We start from the raw sequence: 23973 nt of genomic DNA on the forward strand, positions 1-23973 counted from the left end.
GGTTGAAAGGGGAGAAGGCTTGAAGAGAAGGAAGGAATGTGAAGGCAAAAAACCACCCTGATCTAGCCCACTATTGGCTAAATCCGGGTGGTTGGGGGAAGGGTTGGATTCATCGCTTGCTGCAGTGCGGTCTATTTCAGAAATCTGGAGAACAGTCGATTAGCTTTCTTTGAGAGATCTTCCATTTTGAGATTAGCCTGATCCAGCTGATTATATGCCCATTTAATCGTTTGCAGCATGCGGGGGGAGATGGGCGTACCTTTGATACGTGGATAGATGTTGTGATAGGCCCACACGAGATGCTCCCAGCGATGGTCGTCTCCCTCTTGAATATACTCCGATACGTCGAGCACTTTGCCGCGTCCATTCTGGAGAAGCACATTTTTGAGATGGATGTCGCGTGGATTCAGTCCAAGGCGACGAACTGCTTCTCGCGCTGCGTCTACATCGAGCATGACCTGCTCGGGGACGGGGATTCCTTTTTCCAAACATTCCAGCAAGGTGTCTCCAGGTTCGTAACTGATAACAAGTATATTTCGGCCGCTACCATAATACGTTGGGAAGTAAGGCAGGCCCTGAAGCTGGGCGTAGACCTGTTTTTCGTTATTTAATTTATCTAAAGCATGATCCGAATACATTTTGAAGGCATACTGTGGTAGCTGGTCATACGTAAATACAGCCGCATCCGTTCCGATACCAATGCAGTTCAATCCTGCTGCCTCGCCGATGATATTCACCAGCTCATTCCGATCGCTTCCGATGACTTGAATTTGTTGTAATGCTGCTTCTGCCTGGAACCAATCCGGCTGCTTCATGGGTGGCGCCTCCTTTTGGATATGCCCGTACATATTTTCCGTAGTTATTTACGTAATAGGTTAATACCGTTCGTGCTCAAATTCAACTTTTTCTAACGATCACGAGAAAGCTTATTTCGCCCCAAACAGCCACGTTCAAATTCTAACGATCCGTAGGAACGCTATTTTGCGAAATTCGTCTGTTTTAACCCATTTTCAGGTGAAATTCATGTAAATAGCGCCGCTGGAGATCGTTAGATTTTTAAAAGCCGTCAAAATGGGCAAATAAGGTCTGTGGTGATCGTTAGCCTCGGATGGAGAACGTGCAGATGATAAGTGAAATGGACTTCTCATCATCCTGATGTAACTATATAAACGATACGTATCGTTCCTCAAACGGTTGCGTACACAAGAAAATAACGGAAGCCGGGTTGCGGCATGACGGCCAGGGCTTTATACTGTGAGCAATAAAAGGATCTTTCAGCCAGATGTATGCTAAAGGTAGATATATAGAGTGAGTTCGGATGTTATGTTTTACAGATCAGTCCTACGATACGTCCCTACAGTACGGCACGCAGCATTGGTATGAGTAGATCCGATATACAGAAAGGCAGATTATCATATGGCACAATACCCGCAGTGGTCTTATTCGCAGTCGCGGGCGAGTATGTTCGATGAGTGCCTGCGCAAATATTATTATCATTATTATGGTGCCCATAACGGCTGGAAAACAGAATCAGCGGATGAGATGCAGGTACGCTTGTATCGTCTGAAGCAACTGAGTAATCTATATCTGGTATTTGGTGATCTTGCACACCGGATGTGTGAGTCGGCAGTACGAAGCAGAGAAGAAGGAAAACCGAAGCCACGGGAAGTTTTTTTGGAGAAGACGATACGTGATTTGCTGAACCAGGCATACAAAGAGTCGATGAATCCGGAGCAATGGCGACTCAATCCGAAAAATCATACGATGTTGTCGGAAATTTATTATGGCGATGATACACTGAACGACCGGGTCGCAACCATTAAAGAACGCGCAGGAGCCTGTGTAGGCAACTTGTATCAGACGCTGACATGGGAAGATTTGTCCCGTGCAAGTACAACGATTCTGGAGATTGAGAAATGGGATACGATGCAGCTGCATGATACGCGTGTGTATGTGAAAATGGACTTATTATATCGACGCAGCAACGGCAATATTGTCATTGTGGACTGGAAGACGGGCAAGGAGGATGACTTCTCCGATCAGTTAATTTTATATGCTTCCTATGTAAGAGAGCACTACCAGGTTCCACTGGAGCAGATTGAGATTCGGGTGGAGTATCTGTTGACGGGCAAACACAAAGAGTTTGCTGCAACCGAAGAGGACATTCGCAAAGTAGAGGAGAATGTCGGGCGTTACATCGAGGAGATGCGCTCCTGTGTGGCCGATGAGTATTACAACCGTCCAAAGGACATGTCCTATTTCACCCCAATGCCTTCGCACCGTGCATGCCGGGATTGCAACTTTCGTGAGGTATGCAGTGAACGAGTGGTTTAATGAGCTTGGCGCGTAACCTGTACTATAATCCATCCTAATATGCGTCCTATATGTCAAAAAAAGAAGCGCAGTGCCCGGAGGAATCCTCCATGGGCACTGCGCTTGTGTGCGTTCCACAGGCTGGACAATTTGCTTCCAGGTGGAACGGCCAGAAGATTTATTGGACAGCTGCGGCATCTTCCAGCGCCTGTCCTGCAGGTACGTAGGCGTGCCCGAGGTCACGGGCAACCGCCTCATACGTGATATGTCCATTCAGCGCATTCACCGCGCTGCGAATGGACGAACTACCGCGAATCGCGGTGGCTGCACCATGGTTCGCCAGTTGCAGCGCATAAGGCATGGTGGCATTGGTCAGCGCCACCGTGGACGTACGCGGTACGGCGCCAGGCATGTTCGCCACCGCATAATGCACGACACCATGTTTCACATAGGTGGGTTCATCGTGGGTGGTGATATGATCAATGGTCTCGACGATCCCGCCTTGATCAATCGCCACATCCACAATGACCGACCCGGGTGCCATGGTCTTCACAACCTGCTCGCTGACAAGTGTTGGCGCTTTGGCGCCTGGAATCAGCACCGCACAGATCAGCAGGTCCGCCCCGGTGACGGCGGACGCAATATTGGAAGGGCTGGATACCAGCGTCTGGATCTGATTGCCAAAAATATCGTCCAGCTGGCGCAGCCGACTCAGATTCAGATCCAGAATCGTGACATCCGCCCCCAGGCCAAGTGCAATTTTGGCCGCATTGGTACCTACCGTACCGCCGCCAATAATGACAACCTTGCCGCGGCTTACGCCAGGCACGCCGGATAACAGAATGCCTTTGCCGCCTTCTGTTTTCTCCAGAAGCTGCGCACCGATCTGCGCAGCCATCCGACCTGCCACCTCACTCATAGGTGTGAGCAGCGGGAGAGAGCCACCGACTTCCAAGGTTTCATACGCAAGGGCAGTCACCTGTTTTTCGACCAGTGCTTTGGCGAGAGCCGGCTCTGCGGCGAGGTGCAGGTAGGTGAACAAAATCAGCCCGGGGCGAAAATAACCATATTCACTGGCAAGAGGTTCTTTCACTTTAAGGATGAGCTCGGCATCCTGCCATACCTGAGCGGCTTCTTCAACAATCAGGGCGCCAGCTTTAACATATTCTTTATCCGTAAATCCACTGCCAAGTCCCGCACCTTGTTCGATAAAGACCTGATGCCCGGCTGTCACAAAATCAGCTGTCCCGGCAGGAGTCATCGCTACACGATTTTCATTGTTTTTGATTTCTTTGGGAATCCCGATTCTCATAGCCATGCACCTCGTCCATTTTTTGGTTGTTAGCTTATACTACAAGTTTATGACTCCATGCGTCGTTTTGCACCTTACACAATGTCTAATTTTTAGGATCAAGACTCAACAATTCGTCGAAATAGACTGTTCAGGACACATGTCTTTGGATTATAATGTAAGAAAAAATAACACTAAGAGGGATCGACTTTGCGAAATGACCGTGTGTTTACTGTCAGAGATATCCTGCAACGGCCGGTATTTAGTCAAGCACGGCTCGCGGCAGGGAGAGAAGGGTTGGAACGTCAGGTAGGCTGGGTTCATGTGCTGGAAATTACCAATGTGTCCCCTTTTGTAAGCCCACATGATCTTATTTTATCCACGGGTCTATGGCTTCAGTCTGAAGAAGGGCGTGAAGCTTATCTGATGCAGCTGATCAACCGTGATGCAGCTGGATTATGTGTCGAGTTTGGCACCAGCATACATGCGATACCAGAGTCATTGATCGAACTGGCAAACCAGTATCAGTTTCCGCTCATCGTATTTGAACAACCCGTGCGTTTTGTTGAGATTACGCAAGATATCCATTCTCTACTTATTAACCACCAACACCAGCTATTAAAGAGCCTGGAGACGTATTCCCGTGAGCTTCAGCAACGCACGTTGCAGCGTACAGATATGTCGGCGGTTCTCGACCTGCTACATGCCTATGCGGCAAAACCTGTGGTATACATCTCGTCGATGGAGGCCGGGAGTTTTGTGCCAGAACTCGCTCCAGACATGGAGCAGGCCATCTATAGCTGGTACAGCCAGGAAGTGGAACGGCTAAACCTGAACGACTCCGATACGGAGCTGTGGTTTCATATGGATGAGGAGAGGGCTTTGCTCTGTTATCCCGTGGTTTGTTTTGGCCAAGTATTTTCAGCCATAGGTATGATTGTGCACCCGTCGGCAACGGTAGAATATCTCAAGCTGTTGCTTGATTACACAGCCAAAGCTGCAGCTACGCTTACGCTTCGTTCACAATTTCTTGAAGAGAAGATGGTACGCAACCAGAATGAATTGATTCAGGATTTGATGAATGGCCACATTCAGCAGGAGGAACAGGCTAGAACACGTATGGGGCTTCGCTTGTTAGTGAAGGGACAATACTGGTTCGCGGGAGGTCTATTGCAGATTGAACATCGCATGAAGGGGACGGGCCGGGAGCGAATGGAGGCGAATCATCAGGACATTCTCGTATTGCTTCGCTCACTTCTGAAGAAAAATCATCTAACCAGCCTCATCATGCTGAAAAATAATCAAATCTACCTCTGTTGTGCCAAGGAAGAAACACAAATTGTCTCTGAACAGCCACTGATCCAAATGTTAGAGAGCATCACTCAGGATATGAAACGGTTCGCTCGCTCGAATCTGAAACAAGTCGAAATTCATGCGGGCTTCGGCAAACTTCGAAATCAACTAACTCTTCTGAAGGATAGCCTTCAGGAAGCGGTCCAGGTTATTGAAGTGGCGAGGTCTGTCAAATTAATGAAACATGTTCACTTTTACGATCGTATGGGTGTATATCAAATGTTAAAAGCCATGCCGCTTTCATTCCTGCAATCCTTTGCGAACGATCATCTGGGTGTGCTTATAGAGCATGATCGAAGCCATCAGTTGCGATTGGTCGAAACATTGGATGCCTATCTGGCGAATTTCGGGTGCAAAAGGGATGCGGCCGCCCAGCTGTTCGTTCATCGGCAGACTTTGTATAACCGACTGGAGAAACTGGAAGAACTGCTGGGACCAGGTTATATGCAACAGGGAAAACGTGTGTGCTTGGAGATGGCATTGTTAGCTAATGCCATGATTGAAGGTGGAGATGGACAATTGTCATGACAGTAACGTTTTTGGATATGGGCATTGCTTGAATAGAAGGTGTTTTTTTGCTCATTTACAGCTTGTTGATCCGTCGTATACCTCGTAAGGCACGAGACCGGCGACGGGACCCTGTATTGGAGAAACGGCTCCGATAGCGTTCGAATGCACGGGAAGATGTAGCCTGAAGTGGTGAGGTAGATGTTACAAGGCGATATGGAAATGTCATACGCTCAGACCTTCGTTCCCGTCTGTCTTGTGGATCAGCAACAGTTAAACCGGTAAGGTTTAACCATGCCTGAAGCTTACTGGAATGGATGCCAAGTTGTCCGCTCAAATGAGAAATGTCGAGATGTTTTTTCACACAAATCCGCCTTTCCTGAATTATCGGGCTGGAGTAGGATACGAAAGGAAAGCATGAAACCAAGTCGGTAAAATCGTGTGTGCAGGCTTGCTCAGGGTGTTTGGCGGAGTGTTGCGTTTTGTGATATCCATAAACGGCGTGGTTCGATAAATGTAGAAGAGGCACAGATTTGCCTTTTTCTATAAATTGGCTTTTATCAAGATTCTAACATTTCGGAAGCGATTGCGCGTCTCAATATAGTCTCATTTTTATATAAAAGTAAGCTACAGTAAAAGTACCAGTATCTAGTACGGAGGATATATATGGGGAACGGAAGTGAATCTCGAAAGCAGAAGGTTGCTAGGGACGAAAAGCGTTTCGTTGGTCGAGCCAGAGAGCTGATGATCCTGGAGCAGTGGTTTGAAAATGATGAAGCGCCTATGACTATATTTTCAGTTACGGGTATGGGTGGTATTGGGAAGTCTTCGTTACTTTCAGAAATGCTGTCCATCGCTAGAGAGCAGGAAGCAACCGCTATATGGATGGATGGACGGGCATGTGGCACAACGCCCTCCGTGTTTATGGATTATTTTAGTTCAACACTGGGACTGGAACTTGGGCTGTTGAATAGCCAGGGCAACATTCTGCTATCGTTGTTGAAAAGCATGCCCAGAGAGAAACGGCTCGTTATTGCAGTAGATAACTACGAGGAACTTGCATTGCTCGAGAGCTGGTTTATGGAAGTTTTCATAGCGAAACTTCATCTAAGTGGGATACTCATCATACTTGCATCTCGTTCAGAGCTTTCAGCAACATGGCGAACGCATCCCAGGCTGTATCAGCATCTGGTTCAATTGCAGCTGCAACATTTTACCGCGGATGAGATTACGGAGTATATTGCAACCGCAGGTTCATTAAAGCCGAGTATGGCTGGAGTCATTACGAGAATGACGGATGGACATCCGCTGGGACTTGCTCTTGCAGTGGAAGCGGCTGATCAGGAGCGGAATCTTCCTCATGCCGAGTGGGCTGAACTGTCACATATGATCAGTGCCCGGCTGTTACTTGAACTCACCACGCCACGTCTGCATCCGATGGTGGAGGTGTTAACCTTGCTGGAGACAGCAAACCAGGAACTCTTATCCACGGTACTGAATGTACCCGTTAAACAGGAAGAATATCACATGCTGAGACGGATGTCTTTCATTCGTTCCGCGCCGGACGGTCTGGCCTTGCACGATATGGCCCGGGTACATTTGATGCGGGATTTCCGGCAACGTGAGCCGCATCGTATGCAGTCTATGCGGATTCGGATTGCAGAGTTGCTGAAACCACTCCATGAACAGGCATGTGCACTTGGGAAGCGTCAAATTGCGAGAAAGATGCTGTTACTCTGTCAGGAATCTATGCTCCAGTTTCGCAAGTATGCTGATGTCTCACGCGATTCTTTGTTCACGCCGCTTGAACCAATGAAGCAGGCTGACCTACCCTATCTTCACAAGTTGCTAGGGCAATGGTGTGAATACAGCGTTGAGCCTTGGCAGGCCGTGAACTACGGCCCTTTTCTGGATGAACTGGCTCATCGTTGTCCTGAAGGCATCGTAATAAAGCGGGATATGAAAGGTGAAACGATTGCGATGTTTATTACCGTGCTGGTGCATCGGGAGATCAGTGATTTGCTTTTAAAATATTTTCCAAATGAGATGAAAGAGTGCTTTACGCCAGAGGAATTACAGAATGATCCGGATGAGAGTGATACACACTTCGCATTGCTGGCTGCGGCGAGAGATGATGTGCCTGGATATACACGTGAGGAACTTGTCGGATATATGACACTGGATCGTTTGTCGCTCCTGGGAGATGGGGCGAGAGCCATTCTTGTTGCGACCAATCCACATCTGAAGCTGTTTCTGCGGAGTATTGGCTTTCAGATGAGGAGAACGTCCACTCGTGCGTGTGATCGGTATGAAGATCAGGCAGATGTGCTGGAACTCGATCTGCGTAGCGGGCAATTCGGTGCATGGGTGATGTCCCTTTTGCATCCAGACCTCTCGGCTAGTGTAATACGACCCCAGGCAACGGATTCGAATAACAGGGTTTGGTCCGAGCAGGAAGTGCGTAAAATGCTCGGACACCTTCGCTCACCCGGAGAGCTGCAAGAATACGCAGATAGAATTACAGGTGTGAGGGACGGCATTCAGTTACAATTATATATTCTGGATCTACTGGAAGGCAGAATACATGGGGTGTCTCCTCAGGATCAGAAGCTGTTACATGCGGCTTACTGGGCCCACGCTGGCAATCCGACTGCCGCAGCGCAGGAGTGTTCAATGAGCAGGGCTACCTTTTATCGCCATATTCGAACGGCACTGATTCGTTTAGCGAGAATATTGTAAAGGGGGAAGAAAGATGGTCGCACAGAAATAGCAGAAGCCATCGTTGAAATAACAAGAACAAGGCAAAAATGAAAACCAAAACAAAAATGAAAACCAAAACAAAAATGAAAACCAAAACAAAAATGAAAAGCAACAACCAATAAACCCGCAGTAAAACGGGAAAGATCCGTAACTGCGGGTTTTTCTAGCTGATTCATCTAGCTGTTCATAAGTAGCATCCCCGCAAACTCTAACGATCAGGAGAAACCTTATTTTGCCCAAAATCGCCATGTTGAAATTCTAACGATCCGTACGGACGCTATTTCGAGCAATTTGCCCATTTCATCCCATTTTCAGCAGGATATTAGCTGAATAGCGTCACTGGAGATCGTTAGATTTTGAAACCACGCCTAAATGGGCAAATAAGGCTTGTGGTGATCGTTAGAGTCGCCAGAAACCTTATTTGCTGGTTTCTGCTCTCGGCGCTGAGCTTTCTCTGATTTTTCCTCAAATTCTCTGTATTCTATCGCCTGCAACGGCAAGGGTGGAATGTTCTTCGTTTGCTAGCCGTGCATTATGTTCAACTGTAAAAGCAAGCGGTAATCACCGCGGAAGTTATAGGTTATATACCAAGCCGATTCATACGGTTGTAGAGTGTAGCTCTGGAGATGCCAAGTTGTTTGGCGAGTGTTCGTTTGTTGCCGCCTGCGGCCTTCAGGTATTGAAGCAAAAGCCGGGCCTCATACGCATCCATCTGTTGCTGATAAGAGGAGCCGGAACTTTGTTCGGGGAATGTAACACTTGGGTTAGCCGCTTCCCGAGCAACCGCTGCAAGATGGTCAGGTCCGTGACTCTCTTGTTGGGAGTCTGTCACATTGGGGTCATGCGCTACTTCTTTTCCCGCAGACTTGAGGTTGGCTACTGTATGTTCCGGCTCAGAAGGTACGTTTACTTTCGCTGATGTCAGCGAATCAGGCAAGTATTCCGGCTTGATCTCACCATCCATCGTTAGAATGGTCAGGCGCTCAATCACGTTGCGCAGTTCCCGGACATTCCCCGGCCAATCGTACTCGAATAAACGTTTGAACAATTCTGGAGGAATCACTTCAATATGACGATTGTAGAGTAGCGAGAATTCTTGCAGAAAAGTCTGGGTGAGCTCATAGATATCTTCTTTACGCAGCCGGAGCGGCGGAATAATCAGATTGATGACATTCAGTCGATAGTAGAGATCCTCCCGGAATTGATTACGCGTAATCATGGCAGGAAGGTCTTGATTGGTTGCAGCAATGATTCGGCAGTTAGCTTGTTTGGTGCGGGTACCCCCAACCGGAAAATAACTTCGTTCCTGCAACACACGAAGCAGCTTGACTTGCAGTTCAAAAGGCATCTCCCCAATCTCATCCAGAAAAAGAGTGCCACCCTCCGCCAGCTCGATTTTCCCCTTTTTCCCCTTAGGGTCTGCCCCGGAGAAAGCGCCTTTCTCGTAGCCAAACAACTCGCTCTCAAACAATGAAGCGGGAATGGCCCCGCAGTTAATCGCGATAAAAGGAGCAGTCTCCGGTTCACGAAGATCATGGATGGCTTTTGCGAAGAGTTCCTTGCCCGTGCCACTTTCCCCCATAATGAGTACCGTAGCAGGGGTGGTGCTGATCTTGCGAATAGTCTCCAGACATTGCCGGATAATTGGACTGCTACCTTTGATACGCGCAAAAGGATCGGTCTCGGGATGAAGCCTGGCAACGGCTTTTTCCAAATGCTGAATTTTGGAGGACATATGCAATAATTCCTGGTGCAGACGAATTTCAGTTGTGATATCGACCTCCGCAGCGACTGCACCAACAATACGACCATCCAGCCTGACAGGGCGGGCATTGATTAGGGCGAACAGATCAGACCTGGGTTGATGCTGTTTGCGGTAGACCGATTCACCGGTGTATAACGTTTTGAGTGATTGAAGTCTTTCGGGTGGGAAAAAGTTGGCGGCAGGCTGACCGATAATATCGGTTTTGCGAATAGAAAATATATTCTCCGCACCGGATGTCCAGTACGCCACCTTGGCTTCTTCATCGATTAAAGATAGTGCGGAACCAGCTGTCTCAAGCGTAGTTTCCAGATATGCTTCCATCAGTCGGTAGGATTGATAAAATGAGTTCATGACATCGGATGCCGTGATATAGCCGGTCCATTCGTCACGATCATTTTTGACGATGAGAATAGAGCTCTTGGCAAACAAAGGAATCACTTGTGCCAGTTCCATAGAAAGTGAGATCAAAGGGACAGGGACTAAGAACGATGGGGTAACCGGAAAAGGGTCGGGTTCTGTTGATTTAGCAGAAGATGTGGAAGGCAGGCCTTTTTCACCAGGCAAGTTTGGTTGATCCAGGAAGGAGCAATAGAGATAAGCGCTTCCTGTACCAGAACGTACAAAAACAGGTCGAGTTACGTTGATATCTGAATCCGCATACGGGAGTGGAAGAAGCTTTTCCTGAACGGAGGATTCATCGTAAATGTGCATGTCTGTTCGTGTCAGTTCTTTTAGAGTAGGTAGTAAATGTCTCATCAGGATCACCTCGATTACAACATACGGATTAAAGTGATAGGAATTAGTACTATTATATCGCTCCAACAGAGTTGTGTATATATTTTTTGACATCGATTGTTCGATTGTTTTGTTTTAATAACGCTCACCCATTTTGTTGTTTTTATGTATACGTTTTCTTTAGGTGAAGATAGGAAAAAATGTTGATTTAGCTACAGCTTTTAACTTATTTCAGGTTTTTTTATTTATTTTGTGTCAATTTATATAACGCTCATTATTTGTGAAAATGTATAAATATAAGAAAATATGTAAAGATGGAGATCAATGTGAGGGTAAGATACAAGATTATTAGTGTAGAATTTGTCTAAAATTTTGTACATTAAATTTTGTGTATTCTTATTTTTTAGACATATATTCTTGTTTAGAGTGAACGTTTAAGTTTGGCAGTGCTGCATCATCGGAAAAAGGAAAAACCATGCACTCCAGAATGACTGGGTTGCATGGCGTGAAGGGCTATCTCTTACATCAATTCTAGCGAAACATGTTCTTCACAACCATCCAGAGATTCGCAGGTTTCTCTGCCAGACGGCGGGTATAGTAGGGATACCACATCGTGCCATAAGGGACATAACAACGAATGCGATAACCTTCTTGTGCCAGACGCTCCTGTTCACTCATGCGTAGACCATATAACATCTGGAATTCAAAGGCTTCAGGAGAGATATCCCGGTCCTTCGCGTATTGTTTCGTCCAGTTAATGATGTGATCATCATGGGAGGCCACAGCGGTATAAACACCTTGATCCAGATGATGACGAATCATCGTTTTGAACTGGTGAATGACCTCGGACGTATTTTGATATGCGACGCTTGCAGGTTCTTTATACGCTCCTTTGACCAAACGCAGCCGAATACCTTCCCGAATCATATCGCGGGTATCCTCTTCCGTTCGATGCAGATAAGCCTGCAATACGGTACCTGAGTTATCCAGCCCTTCCGCATGCAGTCTACGTACGATATCAATGGTTGCTTGGGTGAACGGACTGTCCTCCATATCAATCCGGACGAACAGTTCATGTTCCTTCGCTCGGGCGGCGACCGCACGAATATTCTGGTACCCTTCTTCCGGATCAAGTGCCAGCCCCATCTGGGTCGGTTTCAGTGAAACATTGGAGTCCACACCGCTATGCGCTATACCTTCAACTAACCTCACGTATTCATCCCTGTAAAGTGCCGCCTCGCGCAGATGGGTGATCCCCTCTCCCAGATGATCCAGTGTTGCCATAATGCCTTTGCTATTTAAAACGCGAATTTCTTCCAGCGCCTCTTCCAGCGTATTACCAGCTATGAACTTGCCAGCCAGCTTTTTGCCGTATTTGAGAGACAGGTTCTCTACGGCTTTATTGCCAGCTACGGTTAACAACGTTTTGCGATATAGTTCCGTTCCGACACTCATCGTGGTTCCTCCCTAAACATTCATGATTGTATATTTACATATCTAGCAAAAATCGTGCCAAAATCTGTTGAATGCGATTGCTGATGCCCTAATTATTTTGTGAAAATTTTGATATAAGACGAACAAAGATAATTTACACGAGCACTCCGATGGCAGAATAACCTTCCAATCGCTGTTATCCCCAGATTTTTTTGAATTCCCTTTTTAAAAGGGAAAATCCGGTGATAAAGGCGAGCGCTCCGCTTTTCCAGGTTTTTTCTTCCCTCTCCGTTTTTGTGTAAATGAATAGTTCAACAGTTAAACATTTTTTGAAAATATTTCATTCTCAAGCGGAGTTGGCATGCTTCTTGCTTCATATATTTGAATGAGACGTAAGTGCTGCGTGAATCCGAGCAGCGATCCAGCAAACAGAACCCACATCCTGAAGGAGGAATCATTGATGAATATCCCTTTTGTTAACGAACCATTTACAGCTTTTACGGTGCAAGCGAACCGGGAAGCCTTTGAGGAAGCGCTCCATAAGGTGAAATCCGAACTGGGACAGGAATATCCGATGATTATCGGTGGGGAAAAAATAACCGGCAACCGCACGTTAACCTCCGTGAACCCGGCTGCTAAGGATCAGGTGATTGGAACGATTCATCAAGCGGATCGGGAGCTGGCCGAGAAGGCCATCCAAACGGCTGCGGAAACGTTCCATACCTGGAAACATACGGACCCGAATGAACGGGCCCGTTATCTCTACAAAGCAGCTGCAATCATGCGCCGCCGCAAGCATGAATTCTCCGCCTGGATGGTCTATGAGGCGGGCAAAACCTGGCCTGAAGCAGATGCAGATACGGCTGAAGCGATTGATTTTATGGAGTTCTATGCAAGGGAAATGCAGCGTCTCAGTGAGCCGCAGCCGCTTGTACGGATTGCTGGTGAAGATAATGAACTGACTTACATTCCGCTTGGTGTTGGCGTGGTGATTCCGCCGTGGAATTTCCCGCTGGCGATTATGGCAGGCATGACCTCGGCTGCGTTAGTTTCGGGCAACACGGTGGTGCTAAAACCGGCAAGCACTACACCGGTCATCGCTGCAAAGTTCGTGGAATTGCTGGAAGAAGTGGGTCTGCCAGATGGGGTAGTCAACTTCTTGCCAGGGCCAGGCAGTGAGGTGGGTGATTATCTTGTCGATCATGCACTGACACGTTTTATCAGTTTCACAGGTTCCCGCGATGTCGGTCTGCGGATCAACGAACGTGCTGCACGCACCGCTCCGGGTCAGAAGTGGATCAAACGTGTGATCGCCGAGATGGGCGGCAAGGATTCCATTGTGGTTGACAGTGACAGTGATCTGGAACTGGCAGCCGAGTCGATCACAGCTTCGGCTTTTGGTTTCTCGGGACAAAAATGTTCAGCGTGTTCCCGTGCCATTATCCATAAGGATGTATATGATGAAGTATTACAAAAGGTGCTGGAGCGTACGAAGAAGCTGACGATGGGCAGTCCGCTTGAAGTGGGAAATTACATGGGACCTGTCATTGACGATAAGGCGTATGCAAAGATCACCGAATATATCGAGATTGGCAAAGGGGAAGGACGTCTGGTTCATGGGGGAGGTACCGGAGATCCGGCAGGATTCTTCATCGAGCCGACCATTATTGCAGATGTGGAACCGCATGCCCGGATTTCGCAAGAGGAGATTTTTGGCCCGGTGCTGGCTTTCATCAAAGCCGATTCATTCCAGGATGCGCTGGAGATTGCCAACAATACAGATTATGGTCTGACAGGTGCGGTTATCTCGCGCAATCGGGCTCATCTGGAGCAGGCAAGACATGAGTATTTTGCAGGTAATCTGTATTTCAACCGCAAGTGTACGGGAGCTTTGGTAGGGACACATCCATTTGGTGGATTTAATATGTCGGGTACCGATTCCAAAGCAGGAGGCAGGGATTATCTGTTGTTGTTTACCCAAGCGAAGCTGGTGTCTGAAAAATATTAAATGACGTTTGAGACCGCATGTATGTATTGACATGCTGACAAGGGCTGAACTGTATGGTATTATTCCTGCAAATCCCAGTGTTGCAATGAATAGTATCCAGCTTGACATAAGGAGGGCATCGGATGTTAGGTGTTCAGTTGGTGCAGGAACAGCGCTTCCGGCTGTCCATCACGCCGGAAATGAAGCAGTCCTTTCATTTGCTGACCTTGTCCGGTCAGGAACTGATTCGTTATTTGCAGGATGTCGCAGCGGATAATCCGCTTCTTGAACTGGAAGAGCAGTCGGTTTATTCTTTTAAGCCATTAAGAAGAAACAATCAGCAGGTGTATCCTTCCTATGACCCTCTGCTTCAAGCCAAAGGAACAGCGCCTACGCTGGAACAAATCCTTGCTTCGCAAATTCGCACGATGAAAATTCCACATAGGCTGGAGAAAGTGGCGGTCTATTTGGCTGGATGTGTGAATGCTGATGGTTACTTGAAGGTTGAGCTATCTGAAGTGCAGGTTGAACTCGGATTGTCCATGAGCGAACTGAACGCAGGAATTGATTTGTTGCAGTCCCTGGACCCTTCGGGTGTAGGGGCGCGAAATCTGCAAGAATGTTTGCTGTTGCAGATTCAGCGTGACCCAGCAGCGATTCCTTATGCCGAGCGTATTGTGCGGGCAGGGCTGGAGGCGTTGGTTCCTTTTCATCCCGGGCGGACAGCAGGCAAGTATGGTATAACTTCGCGGGAAGCACAAGCAGCATACGAGTATATTACTCGTCTTGACCCTAAGCCTTGTCGATCGATAGGCTGTAATGAACGTGCTCATTATATCGTCCCTGATGCTACTGTAGATATGGTTCATGGAGAAATGGTGCTCAAGCTGCTTGCAACAGGTAATCCGCGCGTAACCGTAAATGAAGCTTGCAACAACTGGATACAAGAGTCGTCTCCCGGTGAGATCTGGGTGACTCGGGCAGCTGAGGCGAGAGCCGTTATACGCAGTGTACAACAGCGGCGCAGGACATTGTTACGTGTGATGACGGCCATTATGGAAGAGCAAAAGCGCTTTTTAAGTGAGGGCCCCGCTGCACTGGTGCCGCTTAATCTGGCTGCGATTGCTGAGAAAGTACAGATGCATGAATCAACAGTTAGCCGGGCCGTGAACGGAAAATATATATACACTCCGTATGGGGTTTACGAGGTTAAGGCTTTTTTCGATTCCGGTATTACGACCGTGTCTGGAGAGCAGACGTCTGCATCGGCTGTCAAACGGCGGCTGAAGGAAATCATTCGAACCGAGCAACTAAACAAGCCTTACTCAGATAGCCAATTATCTGCTCTCCTTGAGGGCGAGGGCATCATCATTTCTCGAAGAACCGTTGCGAAATACAGGGAGGAGCTTCGAATTCTGTCCTCCCTGGAACGAAAACGCTGGGCTTGAAGTATATACGTCTTATCACGTTAAGTCTGAACGACTCTGTATAAATCTGAAATTTATCGCATCGAATTATACTTCAAATAGCCCCGTTATCCGTTGACTAACGGATAACGGGGCTTCTTTAGAATTTTCAATCTGAATTCATAAGATCAGTGTGTTTACATGCGCTCCATGTTACGCAGGAAATGTTCTCCGGCAATCCCCGGCGTGGTCATCTGTTCGGGATGTAGAATCTCTTCCAATTCTTCTGGAGTCAGCAAACCTCGCTCCAAGATGATTTCCTGCAGGGTCATCCCGGTTTTCAATGCTTCTTTTACAATCGAAGCCGCTACGTTATAACCAAGATGCGGGTTCAGCGCAGTCACGACACTGAAGCTTTGTTTCATAATCAACTCGCAGCGCTCACGATTGGCCTCCATCTCTTCCACAGCATACCGTGTGAAGACGTCAATACCATTATTCATGATTTTCAGTGATTGTAACAGGTTGAATGCAATAACCGGTCCCATCACATTCAGCTCGAATTGTCCGGCTTCACAAGCCATGCAAATCGTGTGATCATTCCCCATAACTTGGAAGGATACCTGGTTGATTACCTCTGCCATGACCGGATTGACTTTCCCGGGCATAATGGAAGATCCCGGCTGACGTGGCGGCAGAAGCAGTTCATTAAGTCCGGCACGCGGGCCTGAAGCCATCATGCGGATGTCATTACAGATTTTGGACAGGCTGACGGCACATACTTTCAGTGCAGCTGAGAGTTCCAGGTACGCGTCTGTATTCTGTGTCGCGTCAACCAAATCATCCGCGGTCTGTAGCGGCAGGCCAGTCACCTCTGACAGATACTCGGTAACCTTGACGATATATTCCGGTTTGGCATTGAGTCCTGTACCTACAGCTGTTGCCCCCATGTTAATCATAAGCATACGTTTATTGGCGAATTGAAGACGTTCAATATCCCGTCCAATCACGCGCGCATAAGCACCGAACTCTTGTCCAAGTCGGATAGGCACGGCATCCTGTAGATGTGTACGTCCTACTTTGACAACATCGTTGAACTCAATTTCTTTTTTGTGGAAGGCTTCCTGTAGTTTTTTCATCGTGCCTAGCAGGGTCTCGGAGAGCTGATACGCCGCAATACGTAAGGCTGTTGGCACAACGTCATTGGTAGACTGGGACATGTTTACGTGGTTGTTCGGATTACAGTGGAAGTAGTCTCCCTTGTTTTTCGTTAACAGTTCAAGTCCGCGATTGGCCAAAATTTCGTTGATATTCATATTCATGGAGGTGCCTGCACCACCCTGAATGGAGTCTACAATAAAATGATCGAGATGATGGCCTTTCATCATTTCATCCGCTGCCATGATGATGACTTCCCCAATCTTGTTTGGGAGCATTTTCAGTTCCATGTTCGCCATCGCTGCCGCCTTTTTAACAGCAGCCAGTGCTGTAATCAGTTCGCGGTGAACCGGAACACCGGTAATCGGGAAGTTCTCTACAGCCCGCACCGTCTGAATTCCATAGTACGCATAAGCTGGAATTTCTTTTTCGCCGATAAAATCTTTCTCCGTCCGTGTGGACATAGTAGACATCTCGTTCGCCTCCAGTGGCATCATAAAAATAGTTCGGCTCCAGCGTTGCTGAAGCGCACTCAGTATATCATTTAAGCAAAATAGATGCCAAGCTAAATGATTCTTTCATTGAAACCGATAATAATTTAAATTGGGGAATTTAAAATTTCATATCATGAATTACAGCTACAAGGGAGGGATACCAAAGCTTGTCTTATTCATTATGAGCTTTATGGTATGAAAGTCATGCATGAACGATATGCAAAAGCTAAATAGAGCGTTTTCAGTGATATATGTCACATGAAATTTGGTACAAGATTGGTAAAATAGGAAAAAAGAACTACGGGGTGCGAACATGAAATGGACTTTAGGGGCGAAGACTGTCGCAGGACTGGTACTAATTTCAATTATTACTTACGGAACTAGCGGCTTTTTTATTTTCTTTGTAAAAGATTGGATTTCGCTTGATATGCCAAACTGGCTGTACATATCTATCATTCTGCTTATGGGAGTATGTTGGAACGGAATTCTCGGCTGGATTGCTTCCCGCTATCTGACTCGTCCGATTGTTCAGCTGTCTCGTGCAGCGCAGCAGGTATCTTCCGGTGATCTCACCACGGAGATTCCGCAGCGCCGTTCACAAGATGAGCTTACCGTATTATATGATGCGTTCAACGTAATGGTTTCTAATCTGAGAAGTATCGTGAATGATATTGCGGATAGTACGCGGACAACCTCTCAGAACGCACAGTCATTAAGTGAAGCCATTACGCAGGCTGCAGAACAGATCGAGATGATGTCTGAGGCCGTGGATCATATTGCGGTTGGCGTAGAGGATCAGAAAGTGACTTCCCAGCATTCCCTGATTACCGCTGATGAGATGTTGAATGATTTTCAGAAAATGCAACATCAGTCTTTAGGTATGACCGAATTGTCCGGTAAGATGGAACGTTCGGTGGATCATACCAAAGAAACCTTCTCATCATTGATGAAAGGCATGGATGAACTGGCCGAGTCTCACAATCGTTCCCGTGATATTATGTTGCTCTTGGAGAAGGAAGCTTCCGATATTGAAGCGATTACGCAATCGGTCAAAAATATTGCTGAAGAAACAGGGTTACTCGCATTGAATGCTTCTATTGAAGCGGCGCGTGCAGGAGAAGAGGGCGCAGGATTTGCCGTTGTAGCGCAGCAGATTCGCAAACTTGCTGATGAGAGTAAAGATTCCGTTCATCGCATTAATGAACTGATCAGTCGTGTACAACAACGAATTCGGGAAACGGTGGAGCTGAGCCATGAACAGCATGGACTTGTTGTCAACGAATCAGAACGAACGGTTTCCGTTGATCAGACGTTGCTTGAATTGACAGGCACGGTTGAAGTGTTTATGCAAGGCGCTCATGATATTGGTTCCAAAATTGCTGAGCAGACAGGGCGCGTAGAGCAAACGCATGGTCATGTGAAGAAGATCCAGGGAAAAGCTGGTTCCTTCTCTGATGAAGCGAAGCGCATCATGGATGCCGCGCATGAGGAGACTGCAATCATGGAGGAAATATCCTCTTCAGCAGAAGAATTGAGACAGTTAACAGATCGGTTACTCGACAAAACCAAAGCATTCCGGATGCAGCCTTGAGCTGCTTCCGGAGTGTTTTTTATTTTCCGATCAAATTAGGGCTTGTCTTGAAACCTGCTCAGTTTTCAGACACGCCCTAGCTTATTATGGTAAAAGACGAACGTTTTTTCGTGTGATTGAAGATTTGTAAAGATTTTTTAAGAAAGATTAACAAAAATGCAACGCGCGGGCGATAAATGAAGATATAATAGGATTATCACAACAAAGAAGGAGCCCAGTATATTGAAAACTTGGACAGGTATCCTGCTGATGATTATTTTGGCGGTGGCTACACTTTCAGTGACTTCAACTGCCAGAACGACAAATGAGTCGCAACAACAGCTTAATATAGACGAATCATCCAGCCAGACCGCAGCGGTCGAGGCTTCCCATATAGATCGAATGAACGATGCAGTGAACAGAAACAATGAAATGATGCCAGTTCAAGCAGATGATGTTTCCGTGGCACCAGAGAATAACGATGTTCGAGTGTACCCGATGAGCGTTGAAGGCTCGGGATATATATATAATGGCCTTGTGGTTGAGGCAGACGGCAAGAAACGTGAATTTAGTGATTGGAGAGCAGAGGGTGGATCGTACAAACCTGAAGTGCATGAACTGGATTTGAACGGTGACGGTAAAAAAGAGATTGTGGTGTTGTATTCAGAGGGACACGGTACGGGGATTTATTTGGGCCAAGCTCACATCCTTGATTCGGTTTCCCTGGAACTGATGAAGATGCAGTCTCTGGATGATATTGTGAAAGAACATGTACAGTCCAAAGTGACTGCAGCCGCTGATCAGATTAAGATCGATATTACCGTGGATGGGGTTCCGGCCGAGTCTTCCAACTTGGAGAAGGGGGCCGGTCATGGCCTCTACAATGATGAGTTACAATTTGGTCGTGTGACTTATTTTAGTATTGAGAGTGGCAAGCTTGTTGTTTCCACATCGGGTGCATATGGCGATGGATTGTATGCTGGCGATTTAACGTTTTCTTATGTGTTTCAGGATGGGCAATGGAAGGCAAACGACTTGAAATATAGTATGGAAGTATATGAAGAGGAATATTACGAATCATTTGATTGAGTATTTTATGAGATTGTGCTGCAGCACGAGATCTTAGATGTAAATACCTAATAAAATATAGGACATGCCATGCCAAGCGTGACCATTGGATGGGGCTGAAAAAAAAGGAGTGACTACAGCCTCATTTTGTGCTGTCTTGAAATAAAAAAAGTTGCGGAAAAATGCTGAAAACAATTGACATTCACGCTTTAGTCGTTTAAATGTATAAAGGACAACTCATTTAAACGTCTGGGAGGGAATTTGATGAAGAAAAAAGTCGTACTTGGTTTGATGGTGGGAACGTTGACGCTTGGTATTGGAACAGGTGCTCTGGCAGCTACAGGCTTGGAACAAATTAAGGCATATCTAAACAGCAAAATTACGTTGAAATTAAATGGCGAGACAGTGACAGCCAAGGATGCGAATGGTAAGACGGTGCTGCCGATCACATATAACGGAACCACTTATCTGCCGGTTCGTGCAGTGGGTACGTTGCTTGGAACAGAGATCAATTATGACGGTGCAACTTCATCCGTTCTTATCGGTGGAACAAATGGGTCTGCGCCAGTAACCAACACAAAAGTAACGCTGAGTGCACTTGGAACTTCCGTACTGGGATCTACTGCTTGGCACACCAAAGACCCTAAGGATACCACGTACAAAGGCAAGGATTACAAAGATGTTTATCTGCATAATGACCCTACGAAGCAGGGAAAAGATATTCAGATCAATACAGGTAAAAAGTATTCTTCTCTGCACTTGGAACTTGCCGCGCTGAAGGGAAATCAGGAGATTCATATCTATGATCAGGATCTCGCGACACTCAAAAAATTCAATATCACTCCGGAAAACGGTATGATGAGTCTAGATGTAGATGTGAAAGGTACAGAAGCTGTCTATGTCGAGATCGTATCTGAAGATCCGGGTTCAGCCCTGTTTGTACCACTTACAACATCGTATTTGACCAAGTAAAACAGAATGTATCCGTTTGCTACCTTATAGGGGCAAGGCAATCATAAACATAAAAAAAGCGATGACTCACCAGGTAATCCATGAACCGAGTTCGTATTGGGCTTGCCTAGCGATCATCGTTTTATTTTTATTTCATTGAGAATCAATGTGGACGTACCCGGCAGTTATGAATATTAGCGGATCATGGTATCCAGCGGTTTCAGGTTTGCTTCGATCTCAGCGCGGCGTCCTTCCAGGAACGGAGGTAACGCGAGTGATTCTCCAAGAGAGGCGAAGTCCTCGTCCGTATCGAATCCAGGTCCATCTGTCGCAAGCTCAAACAGAATACCGTTAGCTTCACGGAAGTACAGGGAACGGAAGTAGAAGCGGTCTACAAAACCGGAGCTTGGGAATTGGAACTGATGAACTCGGTCAACCCATTGTCTTAATTCTTCCTCATTGTCTACACGGAAAGCGACATGGTGCACACTCCCACGTCCTGGGCGCTCCTGCTCCAAGTCATTGCGCTCCTCCAAGTGAACTTCCGAACCGCTACCGCCTTCGCCAGATTCATACACAAGCACATCAGGCTGACCTGGAGTAAATGCAGGATAGCTGCCTTTTGCTCTAAATCCAAGCAGTTCGGTGAGCACAGGTGTAGTGAGGGAAGCATCCCGCACAGTCAGATGAATTGGGCCGAGTCCAATGATGCCATACTCCGCTGGCACGGGGCTTCGATCCCAAGGTTTACCCCCGGCAACTCCGGAGTTATGTTCATCGGAAACGAGGATCAGCCGCATACCTTCAAAGTCTGTAAATGCCAGCGTCGCTCGACCTCCGCGTTGTACAATCTCGCCGTGAGGTACTTCATATTCGTCAAATCGCTGTGCCCAATAGGCAAGCGCTGCATCGCTTGGCACACGAAGGGAAGTGGCAGAGATGCTGTTCACACCTTCGCGTGTACGTCCAGCCATCGGAATTTCGAAGAAGGTAAGCTCGGTACCTGGATTGCCTTTCTCATCTCCATAAAACAGGTGATAGACCGAAACGTCATCCTGATTGACCGTTTTTTTGATTAGGCGCAGACCCATGATCTCCGTATAGAAGCGGTAGTTCTGATCGGCATGTGCGGTAAGCGCGGATACGTGGTGAAGTCCTTTAATTAACATAGTATATTCCTCCTGAAAATAAGGTTTAGTAGATAGCATAAGTTTTAAATCGAGTGCTTGTTTGTGCAAAGCAAGAAAGAATCCATTGAATCACAAAGGTTAAATATTATAAATTCAGTTACTAACTTTTAGTATGTTTTTTCTTGGTTTTATCTTAACATAAAGATATTTAAAATACAATACTTATTTGCAACGAGGCTGGACAGGTTTAGAGATCGGTGGCAAAATGAGAAAAGTTACCATTCGCGTTATAAGAAGTTGCCACTGTTAGCCAGAACAAAAGGAGAGAAGAAAGGCATGGCCTATCCACCTTGGCTTGACCCGTACGATGCAGAGCCTTTTGCGGCATTCTCGACTTCACATATTGTAGTGATGATCATCATTTTTTCACTTGTTATCCTGTTATTTCTTTTTAGGCATCGGCTTCGTTCCATGTCTGAACGCTTAAGGCGGCTTGTACGCATCAGTTTGGCAGGGTTCATGATCAGTTGTGAGATTGTACTGCAAATCTGGTATGTGTACGGAGGAGTTTGGAGTTTACAGACTTCACTACCGCTGGAACTGTGCAGCCTGTCGTTATTATTATCAACGCTTTTATTACTGACGCGTAAAAAATGGTTATTCTCTGCCTTGCTTTTTTCAGGAATTGCTGGTGCTTTGATGGCTATTGTTACGCCAAATCTTGGTTATGCTTTTGCTCATTTCCGTTTCATTCAATTCTTTGTTGCACATGCGATGATCATTCTTGCTCTTCTCTATATGACCTGGGTGGAACAACTTCGTCCTGGATGGAGATCTGTTGCCGGCTCCATGATATTTGTAAATATCGCGGCGCTCGTGGTATACGGTTTGGATGTATTGCTCGATGCGAATTATATGTTCCTGAGAGATAAACCGGGCACACCGTCCGTCCTAGATATGCTCGGGCCTTATCCCGTATATATACTTGGGGAAGAGGTACTGGCTCTGGTGTTATTTTCATTGTTACACCTGATGCTCTTTGCGATTCCCGAGTGGCTGAAACGAATTAGTGGCAAAAAGGAAAAGCACCAGCCGCAGACGTATTCCAAAAACTAACTTTCCTGAATCCGAGTTTTAATTAAGATAACCCGCAAACATTCTGATCATCCAGAAAATTTGCGGGTTTGTTATATTTCTGTCATCGGAGTGGGCGTGTAAATAAATAAGCTCATCCACGTAGAAGGGATTCGGCACCATCCACGTAGATTCGTGTGCCTGTTACATGTGAGGCTTCATCTGAAGCGAGGAAGAGCACCAGATTGGCGACTTGCTCCGATGTTCCTGGTTCACCTTTGAGCGGATGCTCATGTCCCTCAGGAAACTCAACTGGAATCTGAACATCTTTCAGATCATCTGATGGATACGTATTGTCATCGATATTGGTATCAATCGCTCCTGGACAAACGGCGTTGACACGAATCTTGTAACGAGCCAGCTCCAGTGCCGCCATTTTGGTGAAAGCCGTTTGACCTGCTTTGCTGGAAGCGTATGCAGAAAATCCGATGCCGGAGAATACCCGGTTGCCGTTAATGGAACTCGTTATGATAATACTGCCGCCGCGCTCTTTCAGATGAGGGATGGCATACTTCACGGTTGCAAACGTGCCACGCATGTTAATCTCCATCGTCTGATCCCAATCTTCGATTTTCATCGTTTCAATTGGAGCCATGGCGCCATTAATTCCTGCATTAGCAAAAACGATATCCAGCTTGCCTGCTTCGGTTGCCGCCTGGTTGATGGCTTTCTCTACATCTTCCGGCTTGGAGATATCACATTCGATCACGTAAGCTTCGCCACCGGCTTTTTCAATAATCTGTTTCGTTTCCTCTGCGTTCTCGGGTGTACGATCTAGCATATATACCTTGGCTCCTTGCTCGGCGAATCGAATTGCAGAAGCCTGACCGATACCGGAGCCGCCCCCAGTAACAATTGCGACCTTGCCTTCCAAACGTTGTTCAGCCATTCATTGATCCCTCCATGTATGAATTGTC

At 46.8% G+C, this 23973-nt stretch carries 17 protein-coding genes; 9 read left to right on the forward strand and 8 right to left on the reverse strand.

The genetic code is table 11. The features are described 5' to 3' along the window. Positions 1 to 131 precede the first annotated feature (131 nt). On the reverse strand, positions 132 to 815 hold the full coding sequence (locus M3629_RS15480; protein ID WP_251508004.1) for a serine/threonine protein kinase: 684 nt from the start codon (positions 813 to 815) through the stop codon (positions 132 to 134). 601 nt (positions 816 to 1416) lie between these two features. On the opposite strand from M3629_RS15480, the gene M3629_RS15485 reads away from it, so the two are divergent. After that, positions 1417 to 2334: a RecB family exonuclease gene (locus M3629_RS15485; protein ID WP_090917829.1), complete on the forward strand. Its 918-nt coding sequence runs from the start codon at positions 1417 to 1419 to the stop codon at positions 2332 to 2334. A 157-nt stretch (positions 2335 to 2491) separates the two neighbouring features. Here the strand turns inward: M3629_RS15485 and ald are convergent, their stop codons facing one another. Then, complete coding sequence (ald, locus tag M3629_RS15490) at positions 2492 to 3625, reverse strand: alanine dehydrogenase (RefSeq protein ID WP_251508006.1); 1134 nt, start codon at positions 3623 to 3625, stop codon at positions 2492 to 2494. Between the two features lie 189 nt (positions 3626 to 3814). On the opposite strand from ald, the gene M3629_RS15495 reads away from it, so the two are divergent. Then, positions 3815 to 5485: a PucR family transcriptional regulator gene (locus tag M3629_RS15495; protein WP_251508008.1), complete on the forward strand. Its 1671-nt coding sequence runs from the start codon at positions 3815 to 3817 to the stop codon at positions 5483 to 5485. A gap of 55 nt (positions 5486 to 5540) precedes the next feature. On the opposite strand, the gene M3629_RS15500 is transcribed toward M3629_RS15495, so the two are convergent. Further along, positions 5541 to 5828, reverse strand: a complete 288-nt coding sequence (locus M3629_RS15500; RefSeq protein WP_139168865.1) for a hypothetical protein — start codon at positions 5826 to 5828, stop codon at positions 5541 to 5543. A gap of 302 nt (positions 5829 to 6130) precedes the next feature. Between M3629_RS15500 and M3629_RS15505 the strand changes: the two genes are divergently transcribed. Beyond that, positions 6131 to 8203, forward strand: coding sequence for an ATP-binding protein (locus M3629_RS15505; RefSeq protein ID WP_251508010.1), 2073 nt, complete (start codon positions 6131 to 6133; stop codon positions 8201 to 8203). Between the two features lie 601 nt (positions 8204 to 8804). On the opposite strand, the gene M3629_RS15510 is transcribed toward M3629_RS15505, so the two are convergent. After that, positions 8805 to 10745, reverse strand: a complete 1941-nt coding sequence (locus M3629_RS15510) for a sigma-54 interaction domain-containing protein (protein ID WP_251508012.1) — start codon at positions 10743 to 10745, stop codon at positions 8805 to 8807. Between the two features lie 510 nt (positions 10746 to 11255). After that, positions 11256 to 12179, reverse strand: coding sequence for a proline dehydrogenase family protein (locus M3629_RS15515; protein ID WP_090917839.1), 924 nt, complete (start codon positions 12177 to 12179; stop codon positions 11256 to 11258). Between the two features lie 439 nt (positions 12180 to 12618). Between M3629_RS15515 and pruA the strand changes: the two genes are divergently transcribed. Both pruA and rpoN read left to right on the forward strand, forming a co-directional pair. Continuing rightward, positions 12619 to 14166, forward strand: a complete 1548-nt coding sequence (pruA, locus tag M3629_RS15520) for an L-glutamate gamma-semialdehyde dehydrogenase (protein ID WP_251508013.1) — start codon at positions 12619 to 12621, stop codon at positions 14164 to 14166. Between the two features lie 122 nt (positions 14167 to 14288). After that, positions 14289 to 15593: an RNA polymerase factor sigma-54 gene (gene rpoN / locus M3629_RS15525; protein WP_251508015.1), complete on the forward strand. Its 1305-nt coding sequence runs from the start codon at positions 14289 to 14291 to the stop codon at positions 15591 to 15593. 155 nt (positions 15594 to 15748) lie between these two features. Here the strand turns inward: rpoN and M3629_RS15530 are convergent, their stop codons facing one another. Beyond that, a complete protein-coding gene (locus tag M3629_RS15530) occupies positions 15749 to 17182 on the reverse strand; it encodes an aspartate ammonia-lyase (RefSeq protein WP_154960566.1) in 1434 nt (477 codons plus the stop codon). Positions 17183 to 17516: 334 nt separating this feature from the next. Here M3629_RS15530 and M3629_RS15535 point away from each other — a divergent pair, with 334 nt between their 5' ends. The 3 genes from M3629_RS15535 to M3629_RS15545 all read left to right on the forward strand — a co-directional run bounded on the left by M3629_RS15535 (position 17517) and on the right by M3629_RS15545 (position 20813). Further along, the gene (locus tag M3629_RS15535) at positions 17517 to 18794 is read left to right on the forward strand and encodes a methyl-accepting chemotaxis protein (protein ID WP_251508017.1); all 1278 of its coding nucleotides are present in this window, start codon (positions 17517 to 17519) and stop codon (positions 18792 to 18794) included. A gap of 222 nt (positions 18795 to 19016) precedes the next feature. Further along, positions 19017 to 19862: a hypothetical protein gene (locus tag M3629_RS15540; RefSeq protein ID WP_251508018.1), complete on the forward strand. Its 846-nt coding sequence runs from the start codon at positions 19017 to 19019 to the stop codon at positions 19860 to 19862. 243 nt (positions 19863 to 20105) lie between these two features. Beyond that, the gene (locus M3629_RS15545) at positions 20106 to 20813 is read left to right on the forward strand and encodes a stalk domain-containing protein (RefSeq protein ID WP_251508021.1); all 708 of its coding nucleotides are present in this window, start codon (positions 20106 to 20108) and stop codon (positions 20811 to 20813) included. A 173-nt stretch (positions 20814 to 20986) separates the two neighbouring features. Here M3629_RS15545 and M3629_RS15550 read toward each other — a convergent pair whose 3' ends face one another. Next, positions 20987 to 21961 carry a ring-cleaving dioxygenase gene (locus tag M3629_RS15550; RefSeq protein WP_251508024.1) on the reverse strand — a complete coding sequence of 325 codons (975 nt, stop codon included), beginning with the start codon at positions 21959 to 21961 and terminating at the stop codon, positions 20987 to 20989. Positions 21962 to 22258: 297 nt separating this feature from the next. Between M3629_RS15550 and M3629_RS15555 the strand changes: the two genes are divergently transcribed. Continuing rightward, positions 22259 to 23038, forward strand: coding sequence for a YwaF family protein (locus M3629_RS15555; RefSeq protein WP_251508026.1), 780 nt, complete (start codon positions 22259 to 22261; stop codon positions 23036 to 23038). 112 nt (positions 23039 to 23150) lie between these two features. Here the strand turns inward: M3629_RS15555 and M3629_RS15560 are convergent, their stop codons facing one another. Beyond that, complete coding sequence (locus M3629_RS15560; RefSeq protein ID WP_251508028.1) at positions 23151 to 23945, reverse strand: SDR family oxidoreductase; 795 nt, start codon at positions 23943 to 23945, stop codon at positions 23151 to 23153. Positions 23946 to 23973 lie beyond the last annotated feature (28 nt).

The sequence above is a fragment of the Paenibacillus polysaccharolyticus genome (assembly GCF_023714295.1).
In the GTDB taxonomy this organism is placed as follows: domain Bacteria; phylum Bacillota; class Bacilli; order Paenibacillales; family Paenibacillaceae; genus Paenibacillus; species Paenibacillus polysaccharolyticus_A.

Excerpts from the sequence above, each read along its gene's own strand:
- M3629_RS15480 (WP_251508004.1), bottom strand. The coding sequence starts at position 815 with ATGAAGCAGCCGGATTGGTTCCAGGCAGAAGCAGCATTACAACAAATT.
- M3629_RS15485 (WP_090917829.1), top strand. The coding sequence starts at position 1,417 with ATGGCACAATACCCGCAGTGGTCTTATTCGCAGTCGCGGGCGAGTATG.
- ald (WP_251508006.1), bottom strand. The coding sequence starts at position 3,625 with ATGAGAATCGGGATTCCCAAAGAAATCAAAAACAATGAAAATCGTGTA.
- M3629_RS15505 (WP_251508010.1), top strand. The coding sequence starts at position 6,131 with ATGGGGAACGGAAGTGAATCTCGAAAGCAGAAGGTTGCTAGGGACGAA.
- M3629_RS15510 (WP_251508012.1), bottom strand. The coding sequence starts at position 10,745 with ATGAGACATTTACTACCTACTCTAAAAGAACTGACACGAACAGACATG.
- M3629_RS15515 (WP_090917839.1), bottom strand. The coding sequence starts at position 12,179 with ATGAGTGTCGGAACGGAACTATATCGCAAAACGTTGTTAACCGTAGCT.
- pruA (WP_251508013.1), top strand. The coding sequence starts at position 12,619 with ATGAATATCCCTTTTGTTAACGAACCATTTACAGCTTTTACGGTGCAA.
- rpoN (WP_251508015.1), top strand. The coding sequence starts at position 14,289 with ATGTTAGGTGTTCAGTTGGTGCAGGAACAGCGCTTCCGGCTGTCCATC.
- M3629_RS15530 (WP_154960566.1), bottom strand. The coding sequence starts at position 17,182 with ATGTCTACTATGTCCACACGGACGGAGAAAGATTTTATCGGCGAAAAA.
- M3629_RS15535 (WP_251508017.1), top strand. The coding sequence starts at position 17,517 with ATGAAATGGACTTTAGGGGCGAAGACTGTCGCAGGACTGGTACTAATT.
- M3629_RS15545 (WP_251508021.1), top strand. The coding sequence starts at position 20,106 with ATGAAGAAAAAAGTCGTACTTGGTTTGATGGTGGGAACGTTGACGCTT.
- M3629_RS15550 (WP_251508024.1), bottom strand. The coding sequence starts at position 21,961 with ATGTTAATTAAAGGACTTCACCACGTATCCGCGCTTACCGCACATGCC.
- M3629_RS15555 (WP_251508026.1), top strand. The coding sequence starts at position 22,259 with ATGGCCTATCCACCTTGGCTTGACCCGTACGATGCAGAGCCTTTTGCG.
- M3629_RS15560 (WP_251508028.1), bottom strand. The coding sequence starts at position 23,945 with ATGGCTGAACAACGTTTGGAAGGCAAGGTCGCAATTGTTACTGGGGGC.